Raw genomic sequence first — 22,949 nt, forward strand, 5'->3', positions numbered from 1 at the left:
CAGAGCCTGCCGCGGCCGCCGCCGCACCGGCGCCAGCCCCGGTCGCCGCGCTGCCCACGCTGCGCATGGCAGACGCCTTGGTTGCGCTTCCGGAAACGAAGCCGGAGCCGGTGCGCAAGCAGTCCGAGGTACCCGCCAGGCCTTCGCCGCCGGTGCTTCCCGCGGTCGCCACCGTGTCGCCAGCGACCGAAGGAAGTCCCCGTGGGGCGCCGACTTCCAAGCCACCCATGGCCGAACCGACGCCACGGCCTGCCCCCGTCGTCGCGGCCAAGGCGGCGCCGCCGGCCGAGGTTTTCATCGAAAAGCAGCTGCGCCAACCGAGCGCCGCGGAACGTGCGGAAACCACCTATCGACGGGGCCTCGCGGCAGCCCGCCAGGGACTGACGGAGGATGCGATCGGAATCTATCGCGCGGCTCTCGCCGACCAGGCCGAACATGCCGCGGCGAGGCAGGCGCTGGCGGCGCTGCTGATCGAGGCGCGGCGTTACGACGAGGCGGAGGAGGTGTTGCGCAAGGGGGGCGACATCGCATCGGCGCGCCTTTCCTCGGCGCTGGCGCTGGCCCGCCTGCAGGTCGAACGCAACCAGGCGGCGGCGGCCCTGGAAACCCTGCAGAAACATGCGGCGGCGGGTGATCGCAGCGCGGAGTTCCAGGGTTTTGCCGCGGCGCTGCTGAATCGCGCCGGACGTTCCGCCGAAGCCGTAACGCACTACCAAGCCGCCACCCGGCTGGCTCCCGGCGAAGGTCGTTGGTGGGCGGGGCTGGGGATCGCGCTCGATGCCGCAGGCAAGGGCGCCGAGGCACGCGACGCCTACCAGAAGGCTCGCAGCCTGCCGGGGCTGCCGGCCGACCTGGCGCAGCATGTGGAGCAGCGCTTGCGCTGAGGGGGCAGGTGGCGGCCGCTACGGGCTGCCGCCGCTCATTCGCCCTGCTGCTCCGCCGCGACTAGCTTGCTCTGCGCCCATGTTCGCAGGTGTGCCAACGGTCCGGTCAGGTTGGCCCAGGCATCCAGCATGGCGCGCCTGAGCTTTTCGCGCTGATTCTCGTCGGCGCGGACATAGTTCTGCAACTGTTCCTGGACCAGTTCCCGCGCCCGGTCCTCGGCGCGCATCTTCACCACGCGCAGCGCGTCGCGTGCCGTGTCGTCGCCGGAGAGCGAAAAGGGCAGGGTGATCAGGGTGGCCAGCCGCGCGACTTCGCGCAGGGTGTCGGCGCGCTCGATCAGGGAGACCTGGCCGTCGCAGCGCGTGGCGAAGCGACGCGCTTCCATGCGCAGCATGTTCCTGTCGACCGGATCGCGGAATGCCATGGGATGCCCCGGATTGGATATGCGCCGATTGTAACGTTGTTGCCGCCGCTCAGTCCTTCAGCGCCCGCGCCAGCACGCGATTCTCGACCCGGTTCGCGCCGTGCGCCTTCAGCGTGCGCGCCAGCTCGTCGAGCGTGGCACCGGTGGTCATGACATCGTCAACCACCAGTACGTTCATTCCGGCGAGGTCGATGTCGCATTCGAAGGCGTGGCGGATGTTTTTCGCGCGCTCCTTCCAGGGCAGGCTGGCTTGCGGCGTGGTGTCGCGATGGCGGCGGACGTGGCGAATATCCAGCGGAGCGCCGCAGGATCGCGCCAGCGGCCGGGCGAGTTCCAGCGCCTGGTTGAAGCCGCGCTCGGCCAGCCGCGGCGCCGCGAGCGGAACCGGCAGGATCAGGTCGGGGGCAGGCGAGGGCCGGAGCATGCGGGCGATTTCGCGCCCGAGAAAGTCGGCGCTGGCAAGACGGTGCGCGTACTTCAGCGACTGGACCAGGCGATCGAGCGGGAACTCGTAGCGGAATACGGCCCGAGTGGCATCGAAGTGCGGCGGGTGCCTGAGGCAGGCGCCGCAGGTTTGCGCACCCGGGGTCGGCAGCGCGCAGACGGGACAGCATTCGGGCGACAGGCGCGGCAGGGCCTCGGTACATGCGGCGCAGAGCAGGCTGTCGCCGGCGGCGGCGCGGCAAAGCAGGCAATTCTGCGGGATGACGGCGGCGAAGCCGTGGCGCAGGGCCTTGGCCACACGGGCTGCAATTGACAAGCCGGGCTCCTTCCACCAAGATTCGCGCCTCCCCGCATTCTAGCGAGTCCCCTGCGATGACTGCCACCGCCACTGCCCAACCTGCAGCCCAAGTCCACGCCACGACGCCGCTTCCGGCGCTGCGTTGGAGCACTGATGCCCTGGTCGCCCTGTTCGAGCTGCCGTTCAACGACCTGCTGTTCCGCGCGCAGGAAGTGCACCGCGAGCACCACCAGCCCAATGCGGTCCAGTTGTCGACCCTGTTGTCGATCAAGACCGGCGGCTGTTCCGAGGACTGCGGCTATTGCTCGCAATCGGCGCACCACGGCGAGGCCGAGCGCGAGGCGCTGCTGGACGTTGACGCGGTGGTCAGCGCGGCCAAGGCTGCCAAGGACAAGGGCGCCACGCGCTTCTGCATGGGCGCGGCCTGGCGCGGTCCCAAAGACAAGGACCTTGATCAGGTGGCGGGCATGATAGCCGCGGTCAAGGCGCTGGGCATGGAAACCTGCGTCACGCTGGGCATGCTCAAGCCCGGCCAGGCCGACAAGCTGAAGGCAGCCGGGCTCGACTATTACAACCACAACCTCGACACCGCGCCGGAGTTCTACGGTCAGGTGATCAGCACGCATAGCCAGCAGGATCGCTTCGATACCCTGGATCAGGTGCGCGCCGCCGGCATCAATGTCTGCTGCGGCGGCATCGTCGGCATGGGCGAGACGCGCCGCGCGCGCGCCTCGCTGCTGGCGGAACTGGCCAACCTGGCGCCGCCGCCTGAATCGGTGCCGATCAACCAGTTGGTGCCGATGCCCGGCACGCCGCTGGAAAATGCGCCGCCGCTGGACCCCTTCGAATTCGTGCGCACCATCGCCGTGGCGCGCATCATCATGCCGACTTCATTGGTGCGCCTCTCTGCCGGGCGCCAGGAGATGAGCGACGAACTGCAGGCCCTGTGCTTTCTCGCCGGCGCCAACTCGATCTTCTACGGCGACAAGCTGCTGACGGCCGACAATCCCGAAGCGGGGCGCGACGAGGCCTTGTTCAAGCGCCTGGGACTGCACGCCGCCTGAGAATAAATCTACTGCGCGTGCCGGATCGGGGCTTGGGCGGTGCTCACTATCCTCATGCACGACAAAGTACATTCCGGTAGCTGCGCTCCGGCCGCACCCCGCTGCGGCCCGCTCGCTACGATTTCTTCACAGGCTCTGGCATCGTAATGCGCGGCGACTTCTCCACGGCCGCCGCGACTTACCACTCTGCGGCGGTCCTCGCCCGCGAAGTGGGCGCTCGCATGGCGCAGCGCCTCGACCTGGTAAAGATTGCTCCGCAGCGGGTTGCCGACATCGGCTGCGCCACCGGCGACGGCATCCGCGAGCTGCAGCGGCGCTACCCCAAGGCGCAGCCGCTGGCGGTCGATTACGCCTTGCCCATGCTGCACGCCGTGCGCCGCGGCACCCCGCGCCTGCAGCGCCTCATGGGGCGCGGCCCGCGGCTGCTGAATGCCGATGTGCGCGCCCTGCCGCTGGCAGCGGGCAGCGTCGGCCTGGTCTGGTCGAACCTGATGCTGCACTGGCTGGACGAGCCCCTGCCCGCCTTCCGCGAACTGCACCGTGTGCTGGAAGTCGGCGGCCTGCTGTGCTTCGCCACTCTGGGGCCGGATACGCTCAAGGAATTGCGCGAGGCGGCTGCAAGAGTCGGCGCTGGAGATACGGCGAAGCGCTTCCTCGACATGCATGACCTGGGCGACATGCTGGTCGGCGCCGGCTTTGGCGACCCGGTGATGGACATGGAAATGATCACCCTGACCTATCCCGGCCCGCGCGCCTTTCTCGCCGACCAGCGCCACCTCGGCGTGCGCGACGGATTGCTGGGTCGCCAGGGCTGGCGCGACTGGCGCCGCATCTTTGCCGCCTGGAGCCGCGATGCCGACGGGCGCTTGCCGGCGAGCTTCGAGATCGTCTTCGGCCATGCCTGGAAACCCGAACCGCGGCAGATCGCCGATGGCCGTGCCGTGATCCGGTTCCAGTCGCGATGAAGCGCGCCAGGCAAAGGCACCTGAAGCCGCGCAACCCGGTGGCGATAGCCCCGCTGCTGAAAAAGGGCGGCGCACACCAGCGCAAGGACAAGCGCGCCAGCCGCGCGCGGCAGAAGTCCGCGTTGCGGCGGCACGACACCGAAGCCTGAGCTTCTTTCCTCCGGAATCCGACCGTCCCGTGCGGCCCGGCGATGGCGCTCGCGCCTTTGCGCCATTCACCTACGTGAAATCCACTATTGCGCATTGTGAAGATACATTTTACAATGCGCAACATTCGCAGCCTGCCCGGGCATCAAACCGGACTATGCTGCGAAAGAAAAACGTTGTGGATGCCGCTGTGCAGGCCGATCCCTGCGACGCATCCATGGCGTGACGAGCAGGACGTCGGCGGGACGATCTCCCGCTGGCGCTCACCAACAGACGAGGAGATTTCATGTCAGCCGCGCCCCAGCTCGCGTCATCCGACGCCGACCCGCAGGAAACCCGTGAGTGGCTCGAAGCACTGCAGGCCATCATTGCGCACGAAGGCCCCGAGCGCGCGCATTTCATACTCGAGCAGCTGATCGCGCTGGGCCACCAGACGGGCATCAACATGCCCTACAGCGCCAATACCGAATACATCAACACCATCCCCGTCGAACAGCAGCCGGTGGCGCCGGGCGACTACGACCTCGAGCACCGCATCCGCGCCTATGCACGCTGGAACGCGCTGGCCATGGTGCTGCGCGCCAACCGCGACGACTCGGGCCTCGGCGGCCACATCGCCAGCTACGCCTCGGCGGCCACGCTGTATGACATCGGCTACAACCATTTCTGGCACGCGCCGTCCGAGAATCACGGCGGCGACCTGGTGTTCTCGCAGGGACATTCCGCGCCCGGCACTTATGCCCGCGCCTTCATGCTCGGGCGGCTTTCCGAAGAGCAGATGGACAACTTCCGCCGCGAAGTCGACGGCAAGGGCCTCTCCTCCTATCCGCATCCCTGGCTGATGCCCGACTTCTGGCAGTTCCCTACCGTGTCGATGGGCCTCGGGCCCCTGCAGGCGATCTACCAGGCGCGCTTCATGAAGTACATGCAGCACCGCGAGTTGATCCCCACCGACAACCGCAAGGTCTGGGCCTTCATGGGCGACGGCGAGATGGACGAACCAGAATCGATGGGCGCCATCGGCATGGCCGGGCGCGAGCGCCTGGACAACCTGGTCTTCGTCATCAACTGCAACCTGCAGCGGCTCGACGGTCCGGTGCGCGGCAACGGCAAGATCATCCAGGAACTCGAATCCGATTTCCGCGGCGCCGGCTGGAACGTGATCAAGGTGATCTGGGGTTCCTACTGGGATCCGCTACTGGCCCAGGACAAGACGGGCCTCTTGCAGAAGCGCATGATGGAATGCGTCGACGGCGACTACCAGACCTTCAAGGCGCGCGACGGAGCCTATGTGCGCAAGCATTTCTTCGGCAAGTATCCGGAACTGCTGAAGATGGTCGCCACCTGGTCCGACGACGACATCTGGCGCCTCAACCGCGGCGGCCACGACCCGCACAAGGTGTATGCCGCCTACGCGGCCGCCGTGGCGCACAAGGGCCAGCCAACTGTCATTTTGGCGAAGACCATCAAGGGTTACGGCATGGGCGAAGCCGGCGAAGCGCAGAACATCACCCACCAGCAGAAGAAGATGGGCACGACTTCGATCAAGTCCTTCCGCGACCGCTTCAAGCTGCCGGTGAAGGACGAGGACCTCGAAAAGCTGCCTTACCTGAAGTTCCCCGAAGGCTCGCCGGAACTCAACTACATGCGCGAACGGCGCATGGCGCTGGGCGGCTACCTGCCCTCGCGCCGGCCGAAAGCCGAAGCCCTGCCGGTGCCGCCGCTGACCGCCTTCGACGCCCTGCTCAAGGCCGGCGGCGAGGGCCGTGAATTCTCGACGACGATGTCCTTCGTGCGCGGCCTCAACGTCATGTTGAAAGACAAGGTCATCGGCAAGCGCGTCGTGCCCATCGTGGTCGACGAATCGCGCACCTTCGGCATGGAAGGCCTGTTCCGCCAGATCGGCATCTGGAACCAGGACGGCCAGAACTACGTGCCGCAGGATGCCGACCAGATGATGTTCTACAAGGAAACCAGGAACGGCCAGATCCTGCAGGAGGGCATCAACGAAGCCGGCGCCATGGCCGACTGGATCGCCGCCGGCACCAGCTATTCGACGCACGGCGTGCAGATGATCCCGGTCTATGTCTGCTATTCGATGTTCGGCATGCAGCGCACCATGGACCTCGTCTGGGCCGCGGGCGACCAGCGCGCACGCGGTTTCCTGGTCGGCGGCACCGCCGGGCGCACCACGCTCAACGGTGAAGGCCTGCAGCACGAGGACGGCCATTCGCAGATCCTCGCCGGCGCCGTGCCCAACTGCATCTCCTACGATCCGACCTTCGCCTACGAAGTCGCCGTGATTGTGCAGGACGGCCTGCGCCGCATGGTCACCGAGCAGGAGGACGTGTTCTATTACCTGACGGTTATGAACGAGAACTACGAGCATCCGGCGATGCCGGAAGGCGCGGCGGAGGGCATCCTCAAGGGCATGTACCAGTTCCGCAAGGGCGCCGCCAGCAACGGCCCGCGCGTGCAGCTCCTGGGCTCTGGCACGATTTTCATGGAAGCCGTCGCCGCCGCCGCGCTGCTGAAGAAGGACTGGGGTGTCGAAGCCGACCTTTGGTCCTGCCCCAGCTTCAACGAACTGGCGCGCGAAGGCCAGGACTGCGCGCGCTGGAACCTGCTGCACCCGACCGGGAAGCAGCGCGTCTCCCACGTCGGCGCCTGCCTGGCCGAGACCCGCGGCCCGGTGATCGCCGCCACCGATTACGTGCGCGCCTTCGCCGAGCAGATCCGGCCCTTCGTGCCGCGCCCCTACACGGTGCTGGGCACCGACGGCTTCGGCCGTTCCGACACGCGCGAAAAGCTGCGCCATTTCTTCGAGGTCGATCGCCACTGGATAACCCTGGCGGCGCTCACGGCGCTGGCCGAAGAGGGCGCGCTGAAGAAGGAGAAGCTCGCCGAGGCGATCAAGAAATACGGCCTCGATCCGAACAAGCCCAATCCGGTGAAGGTGTAAGCCATGGCCAACATAGTCGAAGTGAAAGTCCCGGACATCGGCGACTTCAAGGATGTGCCGGTGATCGAACTGCTGGTCAAGGTCGGCGACACCGTGAAAGCCGAGGATTCGCTGATCACCCTGGAGTCGGACAAGGCGACCATGGATGTGCCCTCGCCGGTTTCCGGCGTGGTGACCGAGTTGAAGCTGAAGGTCGGCGACAAGGTGGCGGAAGGCAGTCTGGTCGCACTGATCGACAGCGCCGCCGCGGGTCAGGCGGCCGCTCCCGCTGCGGCCCCGGCTGCGGCCGCGCCTGTAGCGCCGGCCCCGGCAAGTCCGGCGGCGCCGGCAAGCTCGGCGGCCTCGGTGGTCGAGGTTCGTGTCCCCGACATCGGCGACTTCAAGGACGTGCCGATCATCGGACTGCTGGTCAAGGTCGGCGATACGGTGAAGGCCGAGGATTCGCTGATGACCCTGGAGTCGGACAAGGCGACCATGGACATTCCCAGCCCGGTCTCCGGTGTCGTCAGCGAGCTCAAGGTGAAGGTCGGCGACAAGGTGGCCGAGGGCGTGCTGCTGGCACTGGTAAAGGTCAGCGCTGGCGCTACGGCGGTTGCGGCTCCCGTTGCCGCGGCGCCAGCGGTCGCGGCTGCAGTTACTGCGGCCGCAGCCGTCGCGGCCCCTGCGGCAGCGCCGGCAGCGAGCTCAGGCGCCGGGGCGGATTATCGTCCGGGCGATAACGAACTGATTTCCTCCCCGCCCCGCGTCACCATGCTGACGCCGGCCGACCGCCTGACCGGCAAGGCGGCCCATGCCAGCCCATCGGTGCGCCGCTTCGCCCGCGAGCTCGGCGTCGATGTGAGCAAGGTGGCGGGCAGCGGGCCGAAGGGCCGCATCCTGCAAAGCGACATCCAAGCCTACGTCAAGGGTATGCTCAGCGCACCGCCGCCGGCAGCACCCGCGGCGGCGGCTTCCGGCGGGGGCCTTGATCTCCTGCCCTGGCCGAAGATCGACTTCAGTAAGTTCGGGCCGATCGACGTCCAGCCGCTGTCGCGGATCAAGAAGATTTCCGGCGCCAACCTCTCGCGCAACTGGGTGATGATTCCCGCCGTCACCTACCACGAGGACGCCGACATCACCGACCTCGAAGCCTTCCGCGTGCAGATCAACAAGGAAAACGAGAAGGCCGGCCCAGATGGTAAAACCAGCAAGCTGACCATGCTCGCCTTCCTGATCAAGGCTGTTGTCCGGGCGATGCAGAAGTATCCCGAGTTCAACTCGTCCATCGATGGCGACAATCTGGTGATGAAGAAGTACTTCAACATCGGCTTCGCCGCCGACACGCCCAACGGCCTGATGGTGCCGGTGATCAAGAACGCCGAGAGCAAGGGTGTCTTCGAGCTGGCGAAGGAAAGCGGCGACCTGGCCAAGCAGGCGCGCGAGGGCAAGTTGAAGCCTGCCGACATGCAGGGCGCCTGCTTCACCATTTCCAGCCTCGGCGGCATCGGCGGCACCTACTTCGCGCCCATCGTCAATGCGCCGGAAGTGGCGATCCTCGGCGTCAACAAGTCGGCGATGAAGCCGGTGTGGGACGGCAAGCAATTCGTGCCGCGCCTGACCCTGCCGCTGTCGCTGACCGCGGACCACCGCGTGATCGACGGCGCGCTGGCTACGCGCTTCAACGTCTATCTGGCGCAACTCTTGGCCGACATGCGGAGAAGCATGCTGTGACCACGCTCACCGTGGTCAAGAAGGGGGAGGCCGTCGCCATCGCGGCGGACGGTCTCACCACCTTCGGCGACACGCGCCTGGCCCGCAGTTACAAGGGCGAGCACGACAAGATCCTCGACATCGCCGGTTCGAAGATCGGCATCTGCGGATCATCGGCGCACCATCTGGTTTTGCTGAGTGCGTTCTCGAAGCTGGAAAACATCAGTCTCGGCTCGCGCATGGAGGTGTACGAGACATTCCGCCGCCTGCATCCCATCCTCAAGGAACACGCCTTCCTCAATACCAAGGAAGACGAGGACGATCCCTACGAGAGCTCGCAGATCACCGCGCTGATCGCCAATCCCAGTGGCATCTACGGCGTCTATTCGTATCGCGAAGTGTTCGAGTTCGACCGGGTCTGGGCTGCCGGTTCCGGCCGCAGCTTCGCCCTCGGTGCGATGCACGCGCTGTACGACGGAGCAATGTCGGCTGCCGAAATTGCACGGGCCGGCGTCGCCGCGGGCATCGAATTCGATACTTCATCCGGACCGCCGATCGTGGTCCATGAGTTCAAACTGGAAGGAAAGCCAAATGAGTGACGTCGTTGAAGTGAAGGTACCCGACATCGGCGACTTCAAGGATGTGCCGGTCATCGAAGTCCTGGTCAAGGTCGGCGACACGGTCAAGGCCGAGGATTCGCTGATCACCCTGGAATCGGACAAGGCCACCATGGATGTGCCTTCGCCGGTATCCGGCGTGGTGACGGAGCTGAAGATGAAGGTCGGCGACAAGGTCGCAGAGGGAACACTGGTGGCATTGGTGAAAGTCGGCGCTGGCGCCACGGCGGGGGCGCCCGCTCAGGCGGCACCAGCACCGGCCGTCGCCCCTGCAGCTCCGGCCGCACCGGTTGCGGCTCCGATTGCCGCCAGCGCGACTGGCAAATTCGCCGGCAAGGCCGACCTCGAATGCGAAATGCTGGTGCTGGGCGCCGGTCCCGGCGGTTATTCCGCCGCTTTCCGTGCTGCCGACCTCGGCATGAAGACGGTCATCGTCGAACGCTATGCGACGCTGGGCGGCGTCTGCCTCAATGTCGGCTGCATTCCCTCGAAGGCGCTGCTGCACGTCGCAGCGGTGATGGAAGAGGCAGAACACGCGAGCGACCTCGGCATCAGCTTCGCCGCACCCAAGGTTGACATCGACAAGTTGCGCGCGCACAAGGAGAAGGTGGTCGGCAAGCTGACCGGCGGGCTGGCCGGCATGGCCAAGGCGCGCAAGGTCGAGACCGTGCGCGGCTATGGCCACTTCCTCGACGCCAACCATCTCGAAGTCGAGGAGACCACTGGCGCCTCACAAGAAAAGACCGGCGCCAGGAAGGTGATCCGCTTCCAGAAATGCATCATCGCCGCCGGCTCGGCGGCTTTCCACCTGCCGTTCATTCCCAGGGATCCGCGTATTGTCGATTCCACCGGTGCTCTGGAACTGCGCTTCGTGCCCAAGCGCATGCTGGTCATCGGTGGTGGCATCATCGGCCTCGAAATGGCGACGGTGTATTCGACGCTGGGCACGAAGGTCGATGTGGTCGAGATGCTCGACGGCCTGATGCAGGGGCCGGATCGCGACTTGGTCAAAGTCTGGGAAAAGCAGAACGCCAAGCGTTTCGACAAGGTCATGCTGAAAACCAAGACCGTCGCTGTCGACGCCAAGCCGGACGGCCTCTGGGTCAAGTTCGAGGGCGAACAGGCGCCGGCGGAGGCGCAGTGCTACGACATGATCCTGCAATCGGCCGGACGCGCGCCGAACGGCAAGAAAATCGGCGCAGAGAAGGCAGGTGTGGTGGTGAACGAGCGAGGCTTCATCCCGGTCGACAGCCAGATGCGCACCGGCGTGCCCCACATCTTCGCCATCGGCGACATCGTCGGCAACCCCATGCTGGCGCACAAGGCGGTGCATGAGGCCCACGTCGCGGCCGAAGCCGCGGCGGGGCAAAAGGCCCACTTCGACGCCACCGTGATTCCCGGCGTGGCCTACACCCATCCGGAGGTGGCCTGGGTCGGCGTCGGCGAGGACGAGGCGAAGAAAGCCGGGCGCAAGGTCAGCGTCGCCAAGTTCCCATGGGCGGCCTCCGGCCGGGCGATCGCCAACGGCGCCGACTATGGCTTCACCAAGCTGGTGTTCGATGAAGAAAGTCACCGCGTGATCGGCGGCAGCATCGTCGGCCCCAACGCCGGCGACATGATCGGCGAAGTCGCCCTGGCGATCGAGATGGGCGCCGATGCGGTGGATATCGGCAAGACCATCCATCCGCATCCGACCCTGGGCGAAACCATAGGCATGGCGGCCGAAGTCGCGCATGGCTCTTGCACCGACCTGCCGCCGATGCGCAAAAAATGAGCTGATCATCGGGTAGACTCCCTGGTACTGTGTTCGACAAGCTGATTTCACGGTTCCACGGAAACAAGGTGCCCGACCATCCACTGGCGTCGGACGCGGGCCTTGATGCCCTGCTCGCGGTGCTTCCCGAGTCCGATCCGGGGCGCCTGCTGTTCGAGATCGACGGGCGCCTGGCGGACATGGAGCCGACCGTGCGCGAGATCGGTCCGACGCTGGCGTTGCGTGCCCTCGACCGGCTGGACCAGTTTTCACATTCCGCCGCGCGGTATTTGCTGACCCGCTACCTCTCTCCCTCGGAACGCGAGTACCTGGCGGATTCCGTCTGGTCTGCGCTGGAGTCGCATGCAGCGCACCTGTTTCGCAGCTATCGCCTGTTCCTGACCCCCGCCCTCGAACTGTCGACCGACGACGAAAAACTGCGCGTGGCGCGCTGCGCCGCGAGGGCGATGATGGCCTGGGCCTTGCGCAAGAAACTGCAACACTTCCGCTATCGCGCCCCGGGCGCCGAGCTTTGGCAGGATGCCCATGATCTGGCCCAGGTGCTGGCCCGCCTTTCGCTGCTGAAGACGAAGGTCACGCCCTATCGCAACGAAGTGGAAACGACGCCCCTGGGCGAGTACCTGATCGGCCTCTACCTCGAATTTGTTCCGATCAGCAACCTGGTTCCGCAGCAACTGGAATTCGTCGAGGCCTTCCTGCGGTCCTGTGACTCGCTCGACCTCAGCAACGAGCCCCACAACCAGAGCACGCATCGCATCGACCTGGCGCGGGGCGCGGGGCCGCAACGCCTGACGAGCGACGACACGGGCGGTGACAAGCTGCGCTACTGCTCGGTGCCGAAACTGCGTGGCGCCCTGATCAATCTGGCGAAACAGATCAAGGGCAAGGAGGGTGCACCCGTCTGGATGGGACTGACCCCCGCCAGCGCGGAGCAGGTCGAGAGCGCCATCGGAATCCTGCTGACCCATTGGGCGTCGAAGCCGCCCAAGCGTGGCGGCGATCGGGTCAGCGGGCGCGGTGGCTTGCGCGTGATGTTCGGCTTCGACCACGCGCGACGCATGGTTGCCGCCGCCCAGTTCGCCCGCAAGGGACGTTCCATGAAGTACGAGGGGAACGACTTTGCCAGGATGATTCGGCAGTTCGAGGAGACGCGCTTCGGCAGGGTTGCCGCGCCGGAATCCGCCGCATCGGAGAAAGCCGCGCCGCCGGATGCCGAGGAAGTCGTCAGCCCGATGGACATCCTGCTCAAGCTCGAAATCGCGGGCGCCCAGGCGCAGATGGAGCAATGGATATTGGTCGACCAAAGTGCCACCGGCATCGGTGCCATCGCGCCGGCCGTGTTGTCTCGTCACCGCATCGGTGTCCTGGTCTGCGTGCGCGAGTCGGACGGAACCGACTGGCGGCTCGGCTTGATCCGCCGCATCGGCCGCGACAGCGCGAATCGGCCCAGCTTCGGCCTCGAAGCCCTGGCGTGGCCGTCGATCTGCGCCATGGCCAAGCCGGTCGGCGAGGAAAGCGCATGGGCCCGCATCGTCGATGGCGGCGGCGATGGCTGGTACGATGCGATCATCGTCAGCCTCGACGGCAACCAGATCGTCCTGCCCGCCGGGACCTTCGTCGATCGGATGCAGGTCGATGTGCGCAGCGAAGTCGGACGCTGGCGGGTGCGGCTCGACACCCTGCTCGACCGCGGTGCGGATTACGACCGCATGGAATTCACCCGCATTTCCTGAGGCTCCAATGACGCAAGACGAACTCAAGCAGGCCGTCGCGCGAGTGGCGCGCGACTACGTGGCGGACCGGTTGCCGGTCGGGGGCATCCTCGGCGTCGGCACCGGCAGCACCGCGAACTTCTTCATCGACGAGATCGCCAAGATCAGGGACCGCATCGGCGGCACCGTGGCGAGCTCGGAGGCCACGGCGCGGCGGCTGCAAGGGCACGGCATCCGAGTGCTCGACCTCAACGACGTCGATGCCATGGGTATTTATGTCGATGGCGCCGACGAGATCGATGCCAGCATGGCGATGATCAAGGGCGGCGGCGGCGCATTGACGCGCGAGAAAATCGTCGCGGCGGTGGCGGAAACCTTCGTCTGCATTTGCGATGCGTCCAAGCGCGTGCCGGTGATGGGCCGCTTTCCGTTGCCGGTCGAGGTGATCCCGATGTCCCGCGCCCATGTCGGTCGGGAACTGGAGAAACTCGGCGGTACGCCCAAGCTGCGCGAGGGTTTCGTCACCGACAACGGCAACCTGATCCTCGACGTGCATGGCCTGTCGATCATCGACCCGGTCGGGCTGGAGGATCACATCAACCAGATTGTTGGCGTGGTCACCAACGGACTGTTCGCTCGACGTGGCGCGGACGTTTTGTTGCTGGCGGCGCCGCAAGGAGTGGAAACTTATACGCGCTGAATCCAGCGCGCTGAAACATTTCCGTCACACGCGACGGCTATAGTCGCGAAATCGTAACCGGGACCGCACCATGAACCAGGAACACATCAGCCGACAATTCGATGCCGACCTAGAAGGCTTGCGCACGCGCGTGCTGGCGATGGGCGGTCTGGTCGAGCAGCAATTGATTCGCGCCATGGATGGCCTGGAATCGGGCGAACTGGCCCTGATCGAGCAGGTGATCGCCAACGATCGCCAGGTCAACCGGCACGAGGTCGAACTCGACGAAGCCTGCAATAACGTCATCGCCCGACGCCAACCGGCCGCGATCGACCTGCGCATGATCATGACGGTGGTCAAAACCATCACCGACCTCGAACGCATTGGCGACGAGGCGAAGAAGATCGCCAAGATGGCGCGCGACATCCACGGCAGCGATACCCGCTTCGTTCCCCGCGTCGACCTGCGGCCGCCGGCGGATATCGCGGTGGCCATGCTGCGCAAGGCGCTCGATGCCTTCGCCCGGCTCGACGTCAATGCCTCGGCCGAGGTGGTGCGTCAGGATCGCGACGTGGATGCCGGGTTCAAGGCGGCGATGCGCCAGCTGATCACCTTCATGATGGAAGATCCGCGCACGATTTCCAGCTCGCTCGACCTGCTGTTCGTCGCCCGCTCGATCGAGCGCATCGGCGACCATGCGAAGAACATCTCCGAGTATGTCGTCTACCTGGTGCGCGGCCGCGACGTGCGCCACATCGGACTTGAAGCGATGGAGAAGGAAGTCGCTTCCGGCTGACGGACGGCTTTGGGCGGCTTCCGCCAGCAGCGCCGGCATGCCCATCCGCCGCCCTTGGGATGCGCTTACTTCGGCGGAACGTAGCCGCCGACCTGGTCGGCGCCGTCGCCGAAGAAATGCTTCGTCACCTGCTCCGCGAGGTATTTTCGATGCTGGGCATCGGCGAGGCTGAGGCGGTTCTCGTTGATGATCATCGTCTGCAGCTTGATCCACTGCTGCCACGCTTCCTTGGAAACGTTTTCGTAGAGCTTCTTGCCCATTTCGCCGGGCATGGGGGGCAGATCGAGGCCTTCGGCCTCGCGTCCGAGCTTGATGCAATTGACCATGCGTGCCACGGTGTTTCCTTTCGCTAAGGCTGCAACAGAAGGCGCACAGTTTACTTGAGTTCCCTATCCGTGCGTCGCCCGCCAAGCATTGCTTCCTGCGCTGTCGGCAGGGGCTGTGAGGGCAGCGCCCGGAATCAGCTTCTCGCCGCGGTGTTTTCCAGGGCGCGCAGCCTGGAAAGTATCCTGTCGGGAATCGATTGCAGGCTGGCGATTTCGTCGAGGGCGCCGATTGCGGCCGCTTCGCGCGGCATTCCATAGACGACGCAGGAGGCCTGGTCCTGGCCGATATTCCATGCCCCTGCCTCGCGCATGGCAAGCAGCCCCTTGGCGCCGTCCTTGCCCATCCCGGTAAGGATCACTCCCAGGGAGCTTTTCCGCACCAGTTCGGCGATTGACCAGAACAACACGTCGGCCGAGGGCCGATGGCGATTCACCGGTTCGTCCCGGGAGAGCTCCAGCACCAGGCCGCGGGCACTTTTCTTCACCCGCATGTGGGAATGGCCCGGCGCCAGATAGGCCATGCCGGGTTGCAGGCGCTCGCCGCCCTGGGCTTCGATGACCGTCAGCAAGGACAGGCTGTCGAGTCGGCGCGCAAAGGAAGGGGTGAAGGTTTCCGGCATGTGCTGGACCATGATGATGGGTGGCATTTCCCCGGGCAGGGCGCTCAGGACGTCCTTGATGGCCTCCGTGCCGCCCGTCGAGGCGCCAATGGCGATCACCGTTTCCGTAAGCAGGCGTGGCGAAAATGCGACCTTGGGCGGGACCGCGGCCGGTGCCGCCTGGCGCGCCACACGCGGCGCCGATTTCACCTGCGCGCCGCTCGCGCCCCGAATCTTGTCGCGGATTTCCAGGCCATAGCTTTGCATCGAGATTCTGTCGGCGCTCGGCTTGGGCAGAAAGTCGACAGCGCCGAGCTCCAGGGCCTTCAGGGTGACTTCGGAGCCGGCTGCGGTCAGCGACGAAATCATGATTACCGGCATGGGCCGCAGGCGCATCAGGCGATCCAGGAACTCGAGGCCATCCATGCGCGGCATCTCCACGTCCAGTGTCAGGACGTCGGGGTTCAGCGCCTTGATCATCTCGCGCGCGACCATGGGGTCAGGCGCCGTGCCGACCACTTCGAGATCCGGCGCGCCGTTGATGATTTCGGTCAGCAACGCACGCATCAGCGCGGAGTCATCAACCACAAGAACCTTGATGGGCATGGCTGGCTCTAGAACAACTCGACGTCGCCCGATATCGGCGCTTGTGTCAGCCGGGCGGCGTATTCCGATTCGCGGCGCAGCAGGGTGTCGTTGTGCAGGCGCGTCAGCTTTTTGACCAGCACGCGGCCGGTCGCCGGGAAGAAATACACTTTGCGGGGATGAATGTCGAGCAGGTCCCTGGCTGAAACCGGAATGCCTTCGGTGCGCAGGAACTCAAGCACGAAGCTGCAATTGCGCTCACCGACGTTCGCGCTGGCGAGCGCAGACATCACCCGGCCGCCGCCAAATACCTTTGCCTCGAGGTTGGATCGCCGGGCCCCGAGCTTGAGCAGGTGGTTGATAAGTATCTCCATGGCATAGGTGCCGTAGCGCGCCGAGGACGAGTTGGGCCCGGCCTCGCCCGAGTCGGCGAGCATGAAGTGGTTCATGCCGCCGATGCCCTTGGCCTTGTCGCGAATGCAGGCCGAGACGCAGGAGCCGAGCACGGTCACCAGCAGCATGTCGGTGGTGGTGACGAAGTATTCGCCCGGCAGCACCTTGACCGCCTCGGCGCCGAAGGTCGGGTCGAAGTAGCGGTTGCCGGCCAGGTGTTCGATGAATCCGGCATCCATGCTCAGAGCCTCGGCCGATGGCCGTGCGCGGCCCGGTCGGCGCGCTCATACACGGTGCGGCCGAGTGAATGGAACAGATCGGCGGCATGGAGAAAGCTTTCCGAATGGCCGGCGAAGAGCAGGCCGTCCTCGCGCAGCAGCGGCACGAATTTCTTCAGGATCGCGTACTGCGTCGGCTTGTCGAAATAGATCATCACGTTGCGGCAGAACATCACGTCGAAGGGCCCCTGCAGCGGCAGCCGGGCATCGAGCAGGTTGATGCGCGTGAAGTTCAGCAGCTTTTGCAGTTCCGGGCGCACCCGCGCCTGGCCGGCGTTGGGTCCGGCGCCCTTGAGGAAGAAGCGGCGCAGGCGCTCGCGGCTCAGCTTTTCCACCCGCTCCATCGGGTACACGCCGCGCTCGGCGGTCGCCAGTACATTGGTGTCGATGTCGCTGGCGACGATGGCGACCGGCGGCGCCAGCGTGTCGAAGGCTTCGCAGGCGGTCATCGCCAGCGTGTAGGGCTCTTCGCCGGTCGAGGCCGCCGAGCACCAGATGCGGATCGGCCGGTGCATCACGGTTTGCAGGTGGCGCAGCAGGATGTCGAAGTGATGCGCCTCGCGGAAAAAGGAGGTAAGGTTGGTGGTCAGCGAGTTGACGAAGGTTTCGCGCTCGGTGTCGTCGTTGGCCTCGAGGTGGGCCAGGTACTCGCCGAAGCTGGCAATGCCCAGCGCGCGCAGGCGCCGCGCCAGGCGGCTGTAGACCATGTCGCGCTTGATCGGCGCCAACGATATGCCGGCGTGCTTGTAGATCAGCTTGCGGACGCGCTCGAAATCGGCGTCGGTGAAATGGAACTCGCGTTCCCGTGTTTCGACTGCGTTCGCCATGGGCTTGGGTCTTTGACACCTGCTGCGGCGGGCGATGGCGCCTGCGCCATCGCCGTCTTGCCAGCGCCGACTTTCAGGAATTGGATGAAGTGATCAGAACTCTTCCCACTGTTCGGTGGAATCGGCGAGATGGGGAGGGGGCGTCTTGCGGCCGGCGGAAGGGCGTTGCGCCGGGCGGGAAGCCGGCGGCAACTGGCGCGGCGTCGCATCGCGCAGCACCGGAGCCGGCAGCGTGGAACGGTGGGAGGACGAAGCGCCCTCGGCCAGCTTGAACATGCTCACCGTCTGCACCAGACCGCGCGCCTGCTCTTCCAGGCTCTCGGCGGCGGCGGCGGCTTCTTCCACCAGCGCCGCGTTCTGCTGCGTCACCTCGTCCATCTGGCCCACCGCCTGGGTGGTCTGCTCGATGCCGGAGGATTGTTCCTTCGAGGCCGAGGCGATTTCGGTCACCAGCCCAGCCACCTGCTGGAAGCTCGCCACCACCCCGTCCATCGTCGTCCCGGCTTCCTGCACCAGCTTGGCGCCGGACTCGACCTTGTCCACCGACTCGGCGATCAGGGTCTTGATCTCCTTGGCCGCCGTGGCACTGCGCTGCGCCAGGTTGCGCACTTCGCTGGCCACCACGGCAAAGCCGCGGCCCTGCTCCCCGGCACGGGCGGCTTCCACCGCCGCGTTGAGCGCCAGGATGTTGGTCTGGAAAGCGATCGAATCGATCACGCCGATGATGTCCGAGATCTTCTTCGAGCTGGCCTGGATCTCGCCCATGGTCACCACCACTTCCTTCACCACCCGGCCGCCCTTGACCACCCCGGCGTTCGAGGTCTTGGCCAGGTCATTGGCCTGGCGCGCGTTCTCGGCGTTCTGGCGCACCGTGGCGTTGAGCTCTTCCATGGCCGACGAGGTTTCCTCCAGGCTGGAGGCCTGCTCTTCGGTGCGGCTGGACAGATCGGAATTGCCGGCGGCGATTTCCTGCGAGGCGATGTTGATCGCTTCGGTCGCGTCCTTGATGCGGCCCACCACTTCGCGCAGCCGTTCGATGGTGGTGTTGGTGTCGTCCTTCAACTGGCCGAAGATGCCTGAGAAGTCGCCCTCCATGGTTTGCGTCAGATCGCCGTGGGCTACCCGCGAGAGTATTTCAGAGGTGGATTTCAGCGACTTCTCGGTCGCTTCCAGCATGCCGTTGATGCCTTCGGAGAGCGTGGCAAAAAAGCCATTCTTTCCCGAGAGCGCAATGCGGCAATCGAGCTTGCCAAGGCTGGCGCCATCAACGATGGTGGAGATTTCGCGTTCGATGGCAATTTCATCAGTACGATCCAGCCACTCCCCGACCGAGCCCAGCCTTTCATTATTGGCGGTAAACACCGGGTTCGTGATGACGCGATAGGTGCGTCCACCAATGTCCATCTCGGTTTGCACGGTCGTTTCAAGCGCCGACAGCCGTTTCAATGCCGCGTCCGGATCGGCATACAGCGTGCCGATGCTGCTGCCGACGAATCCGTCGACGCTGAAATTGGCGTTCTGGGCCTTGAGTTGCGGTTCGATGCGCCGCAGGGTCTCCAGAAGCTTTCTGTTGGCGTAAATGACGCGACCTTCCGGATTGGCGATGCGGACCGGAGTGCTGACATTGTCCAACGCAATCTTTACCCTAAGGGTTTCGTCGGCCTGGCGCTTGGTTTCGGCGACTTCGAAGCCCATGCGCGTCTGGAGAACTTGCAGGCCTTGCATGGCCTTGCCGATCTCGTCGTTGCGTGCAATGTCGATTACGTTGGAGTAGTTGCCGCGGACGATGTTGGCAAACGTGTCGGTAATTTCGGCGATCGGTTGGCGGATGGCGCGCTCGATGCCGACGACCGTGAGTGCTGCCAGCGCAAGCGTCGACATGCCGGCGAGCCAGGCCACCAAGGGCAGCCCGAGCAATACGCCGGCGAGGGTTCCGCCGCCCGCGACCAGGATCGCCAGCATGCCCGCCCAAAGCTTCATGCCAATGTTCCAGTCCTGAATCCGGATGCCACCGGGCTTGACGGCCTTGCCGAAGCGGATGACGAGTTGCCCCTGGCGCTTTTCACGGAACAGTCGATAAGCCGCCTCGTGGGCCTCTATGGCTTCCCTGGCAGCCTTGCGACGCACCGAGATGTAGCCGGCGACCTGGCCGTTTTCGACAATCGGCGCCGCGTTGGCCAGCACCCAGTAGTAGTCGCCATTTTTGCAACGGTTCTTGACGTAACCGGTCCATGGCCGCCCCGCCTTGAGCGTATCCCACAGGTCCTGGAAGGCCTCCACCGGCATGTCGGGATGGCGCACGAGGTTGTGTGGTTCGCCGATCAGCTCGGCCTCGGTGAAGCCGCTGATGTCGAGGAAGTCCTTGTTGATGTAGGTCATGCGTCCCTTGAGATCGGTCTTGGAAACGATCAAGGTCGCGTCCGTGAGCTGGACCTCATTGGTGGTGACCGGCAGATTGGTACGCATGGCAAAACTCCTTGGCTACTGTGCGTTGCTGGCGCCGTCTTGCCAGCGCCGACTTTCAGGAATTGGATGAAGTGATCAGAACTCTTCCCACTGCTCGGTGGAATCGGCGAGATGGGGCGGGGGCGCCTTGCGGCCGGCGGAAGGGCGGGCAGCCGGACGTGAACCGGCCGGCGGCAACTGGCGCGGCGTCGCATCGCGCAGCACCGGAGCCGGCAGCGTGGAACGGTGGGAGGACGAAGCGCCCTCGGCCAGCTTGAACATGCTCACCGTCTGCACCAGACCGCGCGCCTGTTCTTCCAGGCTCTCGGCCGCCGCCGCGGCTTCTTCCACCAGCGCCGCGTTCTGCTGCGTCACCTCGTCCATCTGGCCCACCGCCTGGGTGGTCTGCTCGATGCCGGAGGACTGTTCCTTCGAGGCCGAGGCGATCTCGGTCACCAGCCCCGCCACCTGCTGGAAGCTTGCCACCACCTCGTCCATCGTCGTCCCGGCTTCCTGCACCAGCTTGGCCCCGGACTCGACCTTGTCCACCGACTCGGCGATCAGGGTCTTGATCTCCTTGGCCGCCGTGGCCGAACGCTGCGCCAGGTTGCGCACTTCGCTGGCCACCACGGCAAAGCCGCGGCCCTGCTCTCCGGCACGGGCGGCTTCCACCGCCGCGTTGAGCGCCAGGATGTTGGTCTGGAAAGCGATCGAATCGATCACGCCGATGATGTCCGAGATCTTCTTCGAGCTGGCCTGGATCTCGCCCATGGTCACCACCACTTCCTTCACCACCCGGCCGCCCTTGACCACCCCGGCGTTCGAGGTCTTGGCCAGGTCATTGGCCTGGCGCGCGTTCTCGGCGTTCTGGCGCACCGTGGCGTTGAGCTCTTCCATGGCCGACGAGGTTTCCTCCAGGCTGGAGGCCTGCTCTTCGGTGCGGCTGGACAGATCGGAATTGCCGGCGGCGATTTCCTGCGAGGCGATGTTGATCGCTTCGGTCGCGTCCTTGATGCGGCCCACCACTTCGCGCAAGCGCTCGATGGTGGTGTTGGTGTCGTCCTTCAACTGGCCGAAGATGCCTTCGTACTCGGCGTCGATCTTATGCGTCAGGTCGCCGGCGGATACGCGCTGCAGCACGCTGGCGACATCCGTGAGGCCGCTCTGCGTTACCTCCGACAGGCGGTTGAGGCCTTCCGACAACTGCCTGAAGAAGCCTTCCTTGCCTTCCAGCGGCAGCCGGGTTTCGAAGTCGCCGCGCAAGGCGCCATCGACCATGCCGGCGACTTCCTTTTCGATGCGCACTTCGTCGGTGCGGTCGAGCCACTCGGCGACGGCGCCCAGGCGCTCGCCCTTGTCGTTGATCACCGGACTGGCGGTAACGCGCAGGAAGCGGTCGCTGATTTCCAGGTTGGCGACGTAGGTGTTGGTGAAGCTCCCCAGCAGTTTTGCCTGGTGCGCCGGGTTCTTGTGGAAGGTGTCGATGTTCGCGCCGATCATCCTGTCGGCGTCGAAGTTGGGCAACTGCTTGCGGATCGCGGCTTCGGCGCCCTTGAGGATCTTCTTCACCGAGTTGTTGGCGTAGATGATCGTGCGTTCGGTGTTGGCGATCATCACCCCGGTCGACACATTGTCCAGCGCGATCTTGATGCGCAGGGTTTCGGCGGCTTGTTGGCGCTCGGTTTCAATGCTGTCGAGCAGGCGACCCTGCATCGACTTGAGTGCGCAAAGCAGCGATACCATCTCGTTGCGGCCATCGATCTCGATGTCGTTGTCGAGCTTGCCCTCGGCGATCGCGTTCGCCACCTCGACCGAACGCCGCAGCGGCAGGGTGATGCCGCGCGCCACCAGATAGCCGAAGCCGGCCATGAGAACCAGCGCCAACAGGCCGATGCCGACGATCAGCTTGCGTTCCAGGGCGTAGTCGCGCAGCCCGGTCTCGAAATTGCTCTTGCCTTCGTCGGCGATGAATCGGGTATAGGCGTCGGCAGCGCGCGTGGCCTCGGTGTAGAGCGGGTTGATCTTGCTCAGCAGAATGTGGTTGGCGCCGTCGAAATCCTTGGCCAGGATGGCTTCGCGTGCCGGGTTGAGGCCTTCCGCGACGTAGCGCCCCCGGGCTGCCGCATAGGCATCGAAGGGCTTCTTCTCGTCCGGGTCCATTGAATGCTTCTGTATCTCGGCGACGACGGCGCTGATTTCGTCGCGGTTCTTGACCATCTGGTCGAGATGCCTGCCAACCGGATGGTCGTGCAACTTCGCATACTTGCCCGCCGGATCGTGTTGCAGCGCCAGCATGATCTGGGCCCGATTGTCGCCCATCAGCCACTGGATCCGGCCAATCTGCTCGGTCCGCCGCAGATTGTGGGAATACAGCTCCTCGACCGAGCTCAGCATGGTCGAGATGCCCGAGATGCCGATGGCCGCGATGCCGGCAAGCGCCACCACGCCAAAGGTGATGAGGATCAGCAGGCGTTGTCCTACGTTCAGATTCTTCATGATTCGTCTTTCTTCAAGCCAGGGTTTCGTCGACCAGCGCCATTTCGGACGAGAGCATCAGGCGCTCGATATCGACCACGATCAGCATGCGCTCGTCGAGGGAGCACAGGCCCTTGATGTAGCGGGTGTCGACGCTGGCCGAGAACTCGGGTGCCGGGCGGATGTTGTCCTGGCGCAGCATGGTCACGTCGGAGACGCTGTCGACCACCATGCCGACCACGCGCGTGCCCAGGTTGAGGATGATGACCACGGTGAAGGGCGTGTATTCCGCGGTGCCGACGCCAAACTTGATGCGCAGATCGACGATGGGCACGATGGTGCCGCGCAGGTTGATCACGCCCTTGAGAAAGGGCGGCGCGTTGGCGATCGTGGTCGGCGCTTCGTAGCCGCGGATCTCCTGCACCTTGAGGATGTCGATCGCGTATTCCTCGGTGCCGAGGGTGTAGGTCAGGTATTCGTCGGCCTGACCGCCTTCGCCCGCCATGTCCTTGCGCGTCGTTGCCAGTTCCTGTGCCATCATCATTTTTGCTTTCCTAGGGTCGTA

General features: G+C 65.2%; 20 protein-coding genes. 11 read left to right on the top strand and 9 right to left on the bottom strand.

Features of this window, described 5'->3' with window-relative positions:
* Positions 1–884: tetratricopeptide repeat protein (locus J0M27_RS12580; protein ID WP_294992046.1), on the top strand; the 884-nt coding region annotated here is incomplete at its 5' end.
* Positions 885–919: 35 nt separating this feature from the next.
* On the opposite strand, the gene J0M27_RS12585 is transcribed toward J0M27_RS12580, so the two are convergent.
* Entirely contained in the window at positions 920–1,309 is a 390-nt protein-coding gene (locus J0M27_RS12585; RefSeq protein ID WP_294992048.1) for a hypothetical protein, read from the bottom strand.
* A gap of 49 nt (positions 1,310–1,358) precedes the next feature.
* Positions 1,359–2,069, bottom strand: a complete 711-nt coding sequence (locus J0M27_RS12590) for a ComF family protein (protein WP_294992051.1) — start codon at positions 2,067–2,069, stop codon at positions 1,359–1,361.
* A 56-nt stretch (positions 2,070–2,125) separates the two neighbouring features.
* Between J0M27_RS12590 and bioB the strand changes: the two genes are divergently transcribed.
* The 10 genes from bioB (at position 2,126) to phoU (ending at position 14,456) form a co-directional block, all read left to right on the top strand.
* On the top strand, positions 2,126–3,115 hold the full coding sequence (gene bioB, locus J0M27_RS12595; protein WP_294992054.1) for a biotin synthase BioB: 990 nt from the start codon (positions 2,126–2,128) through the stop codon (positions 3,113–3,115).
* Between the two features lie 146 nt (positions 3,116–3,261).
* Complete coding sequence (locus J0M27_RS12600; protein WP_294992056.1) at positions 3,262–4,080, top strand: methyltransferase domain-containing protein; 819 nt, start codon at positions 3,262–3,264, stop codon at positions 4,078–4,080.
* Positions 4,077–4,229, top strand: a complete 153-nt coding sequence (locus J0M27_RS12605; RefSeq protein WP_294992062.1) for a hypothetical protein — start codon at positions 4,077–4,079, stop codon at positions 4,227–4,229. The genes J0M27_RS12600 and J0M27_RS12605 overlap by 4 nt, the downstream gene beginning before the upstream one ends.
* A 284-nt stretch (positions 4,230–4,513) precedes the next feature.
* Positions 4,514–7,189 (top strand): pyruvate dehydrogenase (acetyl-transferring), homodimeric type, encoded by a 2,676-nt coding sequence (gene aceE / locus J0M27_RS12610; RefSeq protein ID WP_294992065.1) that lies wholly within the window; start codon positions 4,514–4,516, stop codon positions 7,187–7,189.
* Between the two features lie 3 nt (positions 7,190–7,192).
* Positions 7,193–8,899 (top strand): dihydrolipoyllysine-residue acetyltransferase, encoded by a 1,707-nt coding sequence (gene aceF, locus J0M27_RS12615; RefSeq protein WP_294992068.1) that lies wholly within the window; start codon positions 7,193–7,195, stop codon positions 8,897–8,899.
* Positions 8,896–9,477 (top strand): MFS transporter, encoded by a 582-nt coding sequence (locus J0M27_RS12620; protein WP_294992070.1) that lies wholly within the window; start codon positions 8,896–8,898, stop codon positions 9,475–9,477. Before aceF ends, J0M27_RS12620 begins: the two co-directional genes overlap by 4 nt.
* Complete coding sequence (gene lpdA / locus J0M27_RS12625; protein ID WP_294992073.1) at positions 9,470–11,269, top strand: dihydrolipoyl dehydrogenase; 1,800 nt, start codon at positions 9,470–9,472, stop codon at positions 11,267–11,269. The genes J0M27_RS12620 and lpdA overlap by 8 nt, the downstream gene beginning before the upstream one ends.
* A gap of 68 nt (positions 11,270–11,337) precedes the next feature.
* On the top strand, positions 11,338–13,002 hold the full coding sequence (locus J0M27_RS12630) for a hypothetical protein (RefSeq protein ID WP_294992075.1): 1,665 nt from the start codon (positions 11,338–11,340) through the stop codon (positions 13,000–13,002).
* Between the two features lie 7 nt (positions 13,003–13,009).
* A complete protein-coding gene (rpiA, locus tag J0M27_RS12635; protein ID WP_294992078.1) occupies positions 13,010–13,681 on the top strand; it encodes a ribose-5-phosphate isomerase RpiA in 672 nt (223 codons plus the stop codon).
* A 70-nt stretch (positions 13,682–13,751) separates the two neighbouring features.
* Positions 13,752–14,456 (top strand): phosphate signaling complex protein PhoU, encoded by a 705-nt coding sequence (gene phoU, locus J0M27_RS12640; protein WP_294992081.1) that lies wholly within the window; start codon positions 13,752–13,754, stop codon positions 14,454–14,456.
* A 65-nt stretch (positions 14,457–14,521) separates the two neighbouring features.
* Here phoU and J0M27_RS12645 read toward each other — a convergent pair whose 3' ends face one another.
* The 7 genes from J0M27_RS12645 to J0M27_RS12675 form a co-directional block, all read right to left on the bottom strand.
* Positions 14,522–14,791 (bottom strand): oxidative damage protection protein, encoded by a 270-nt coding sequence (locus J0M27_RS12645; protein ID WP_294992084.1) that lies wholly within the window; start codon positions 14,789–14,791, stop codon positions 14,522–14,524.
* A 125-nt stretch (positions 14,792–14,916) separates the two neighbouring features.
* Complete coding sequence (locus J0M27_RS12650) at positions 14,917–15,987, bottom strand: chemotaxis response regulator protein-glutamate methylesterase (protein ID WP_294992086.1); 1,071 nt, start codon at positions 15,985–15,987, stop codon at positions 14,917–14,919.
* An 8-nt stretch (positions 15,988–15,995) separates the two neighbouring features.
* Positions 15,996–16,598, bottom strand: coding sequence for a chemoreceptor glutamine deamidase CheD (cheD, locus tag J0M27_RS12655; RefSeq protein ID WP_294992088.1), 603 nt, complete (start codon positions 16,596–16,598; stop codon positions 15,996–15,998).
* A 2-nt stretch (positions 16,599–16,600) separates the two neighbouring features.
* Positions 16,601–17,464 carry a CheR family methyltransferase gene (locus J0M27_RS12660; protein ID WP_294992090.1) on the bottom strand — a complete coding sequence of 288 codons (864 nt, stop codon included), beginning with the start codon at positions 17,462–17,464 and terminating at the stop codon, positions 16,601–16,603.
* A gap of 93 nt (positions 17,465–17,557) precedes the next feature.
* The gene (locus tag J0M27_RS12665) at positions 17,558–19,930 is read right to left on the bottom strand and encodes a methyl-accepting chemotaxis protein (protein WP_294992093.1); all 2,373 of its coding nucleotides are present in this window, start codon (positions 19,928–19,930) and stop codon (positions 17,558–17,560) included.
* 75 nt (positions 19,931–20,005) lie between these two features.
* Entirely contained in the window at positions 20,006–22,405 is a 2,400-nt protein-coding gene (locus J0M27_RS12670) for a methyl-accepting chemotaxis protein (RefSeq protein WP_294992096.1), read from the bottom strand.
* Positions 22,406–22,418: 13 nt separating this feature from the next.
* Positions 22,419–22,922, bottom strand: a complete 504-nt coding sequence (locus J0M27_RS12675) for a chemotaxis protein CheW (protein WP_294992207.1) — start codon at positions 22,920–22,922, stop codon at positions 22,419–22,421.
* Between the last annotated feature and the right edge of the window lie 27 nt (positions 22,923–22,949).

Source organism: Sulfuritalea sp., from assembly GCF_017302275.1.
Lineage (GTDB): Bacteria > Pseudomonadota > Gammaproteobacteria > Burkholderiales > Rhodocyclaceae > Sulfuritalea.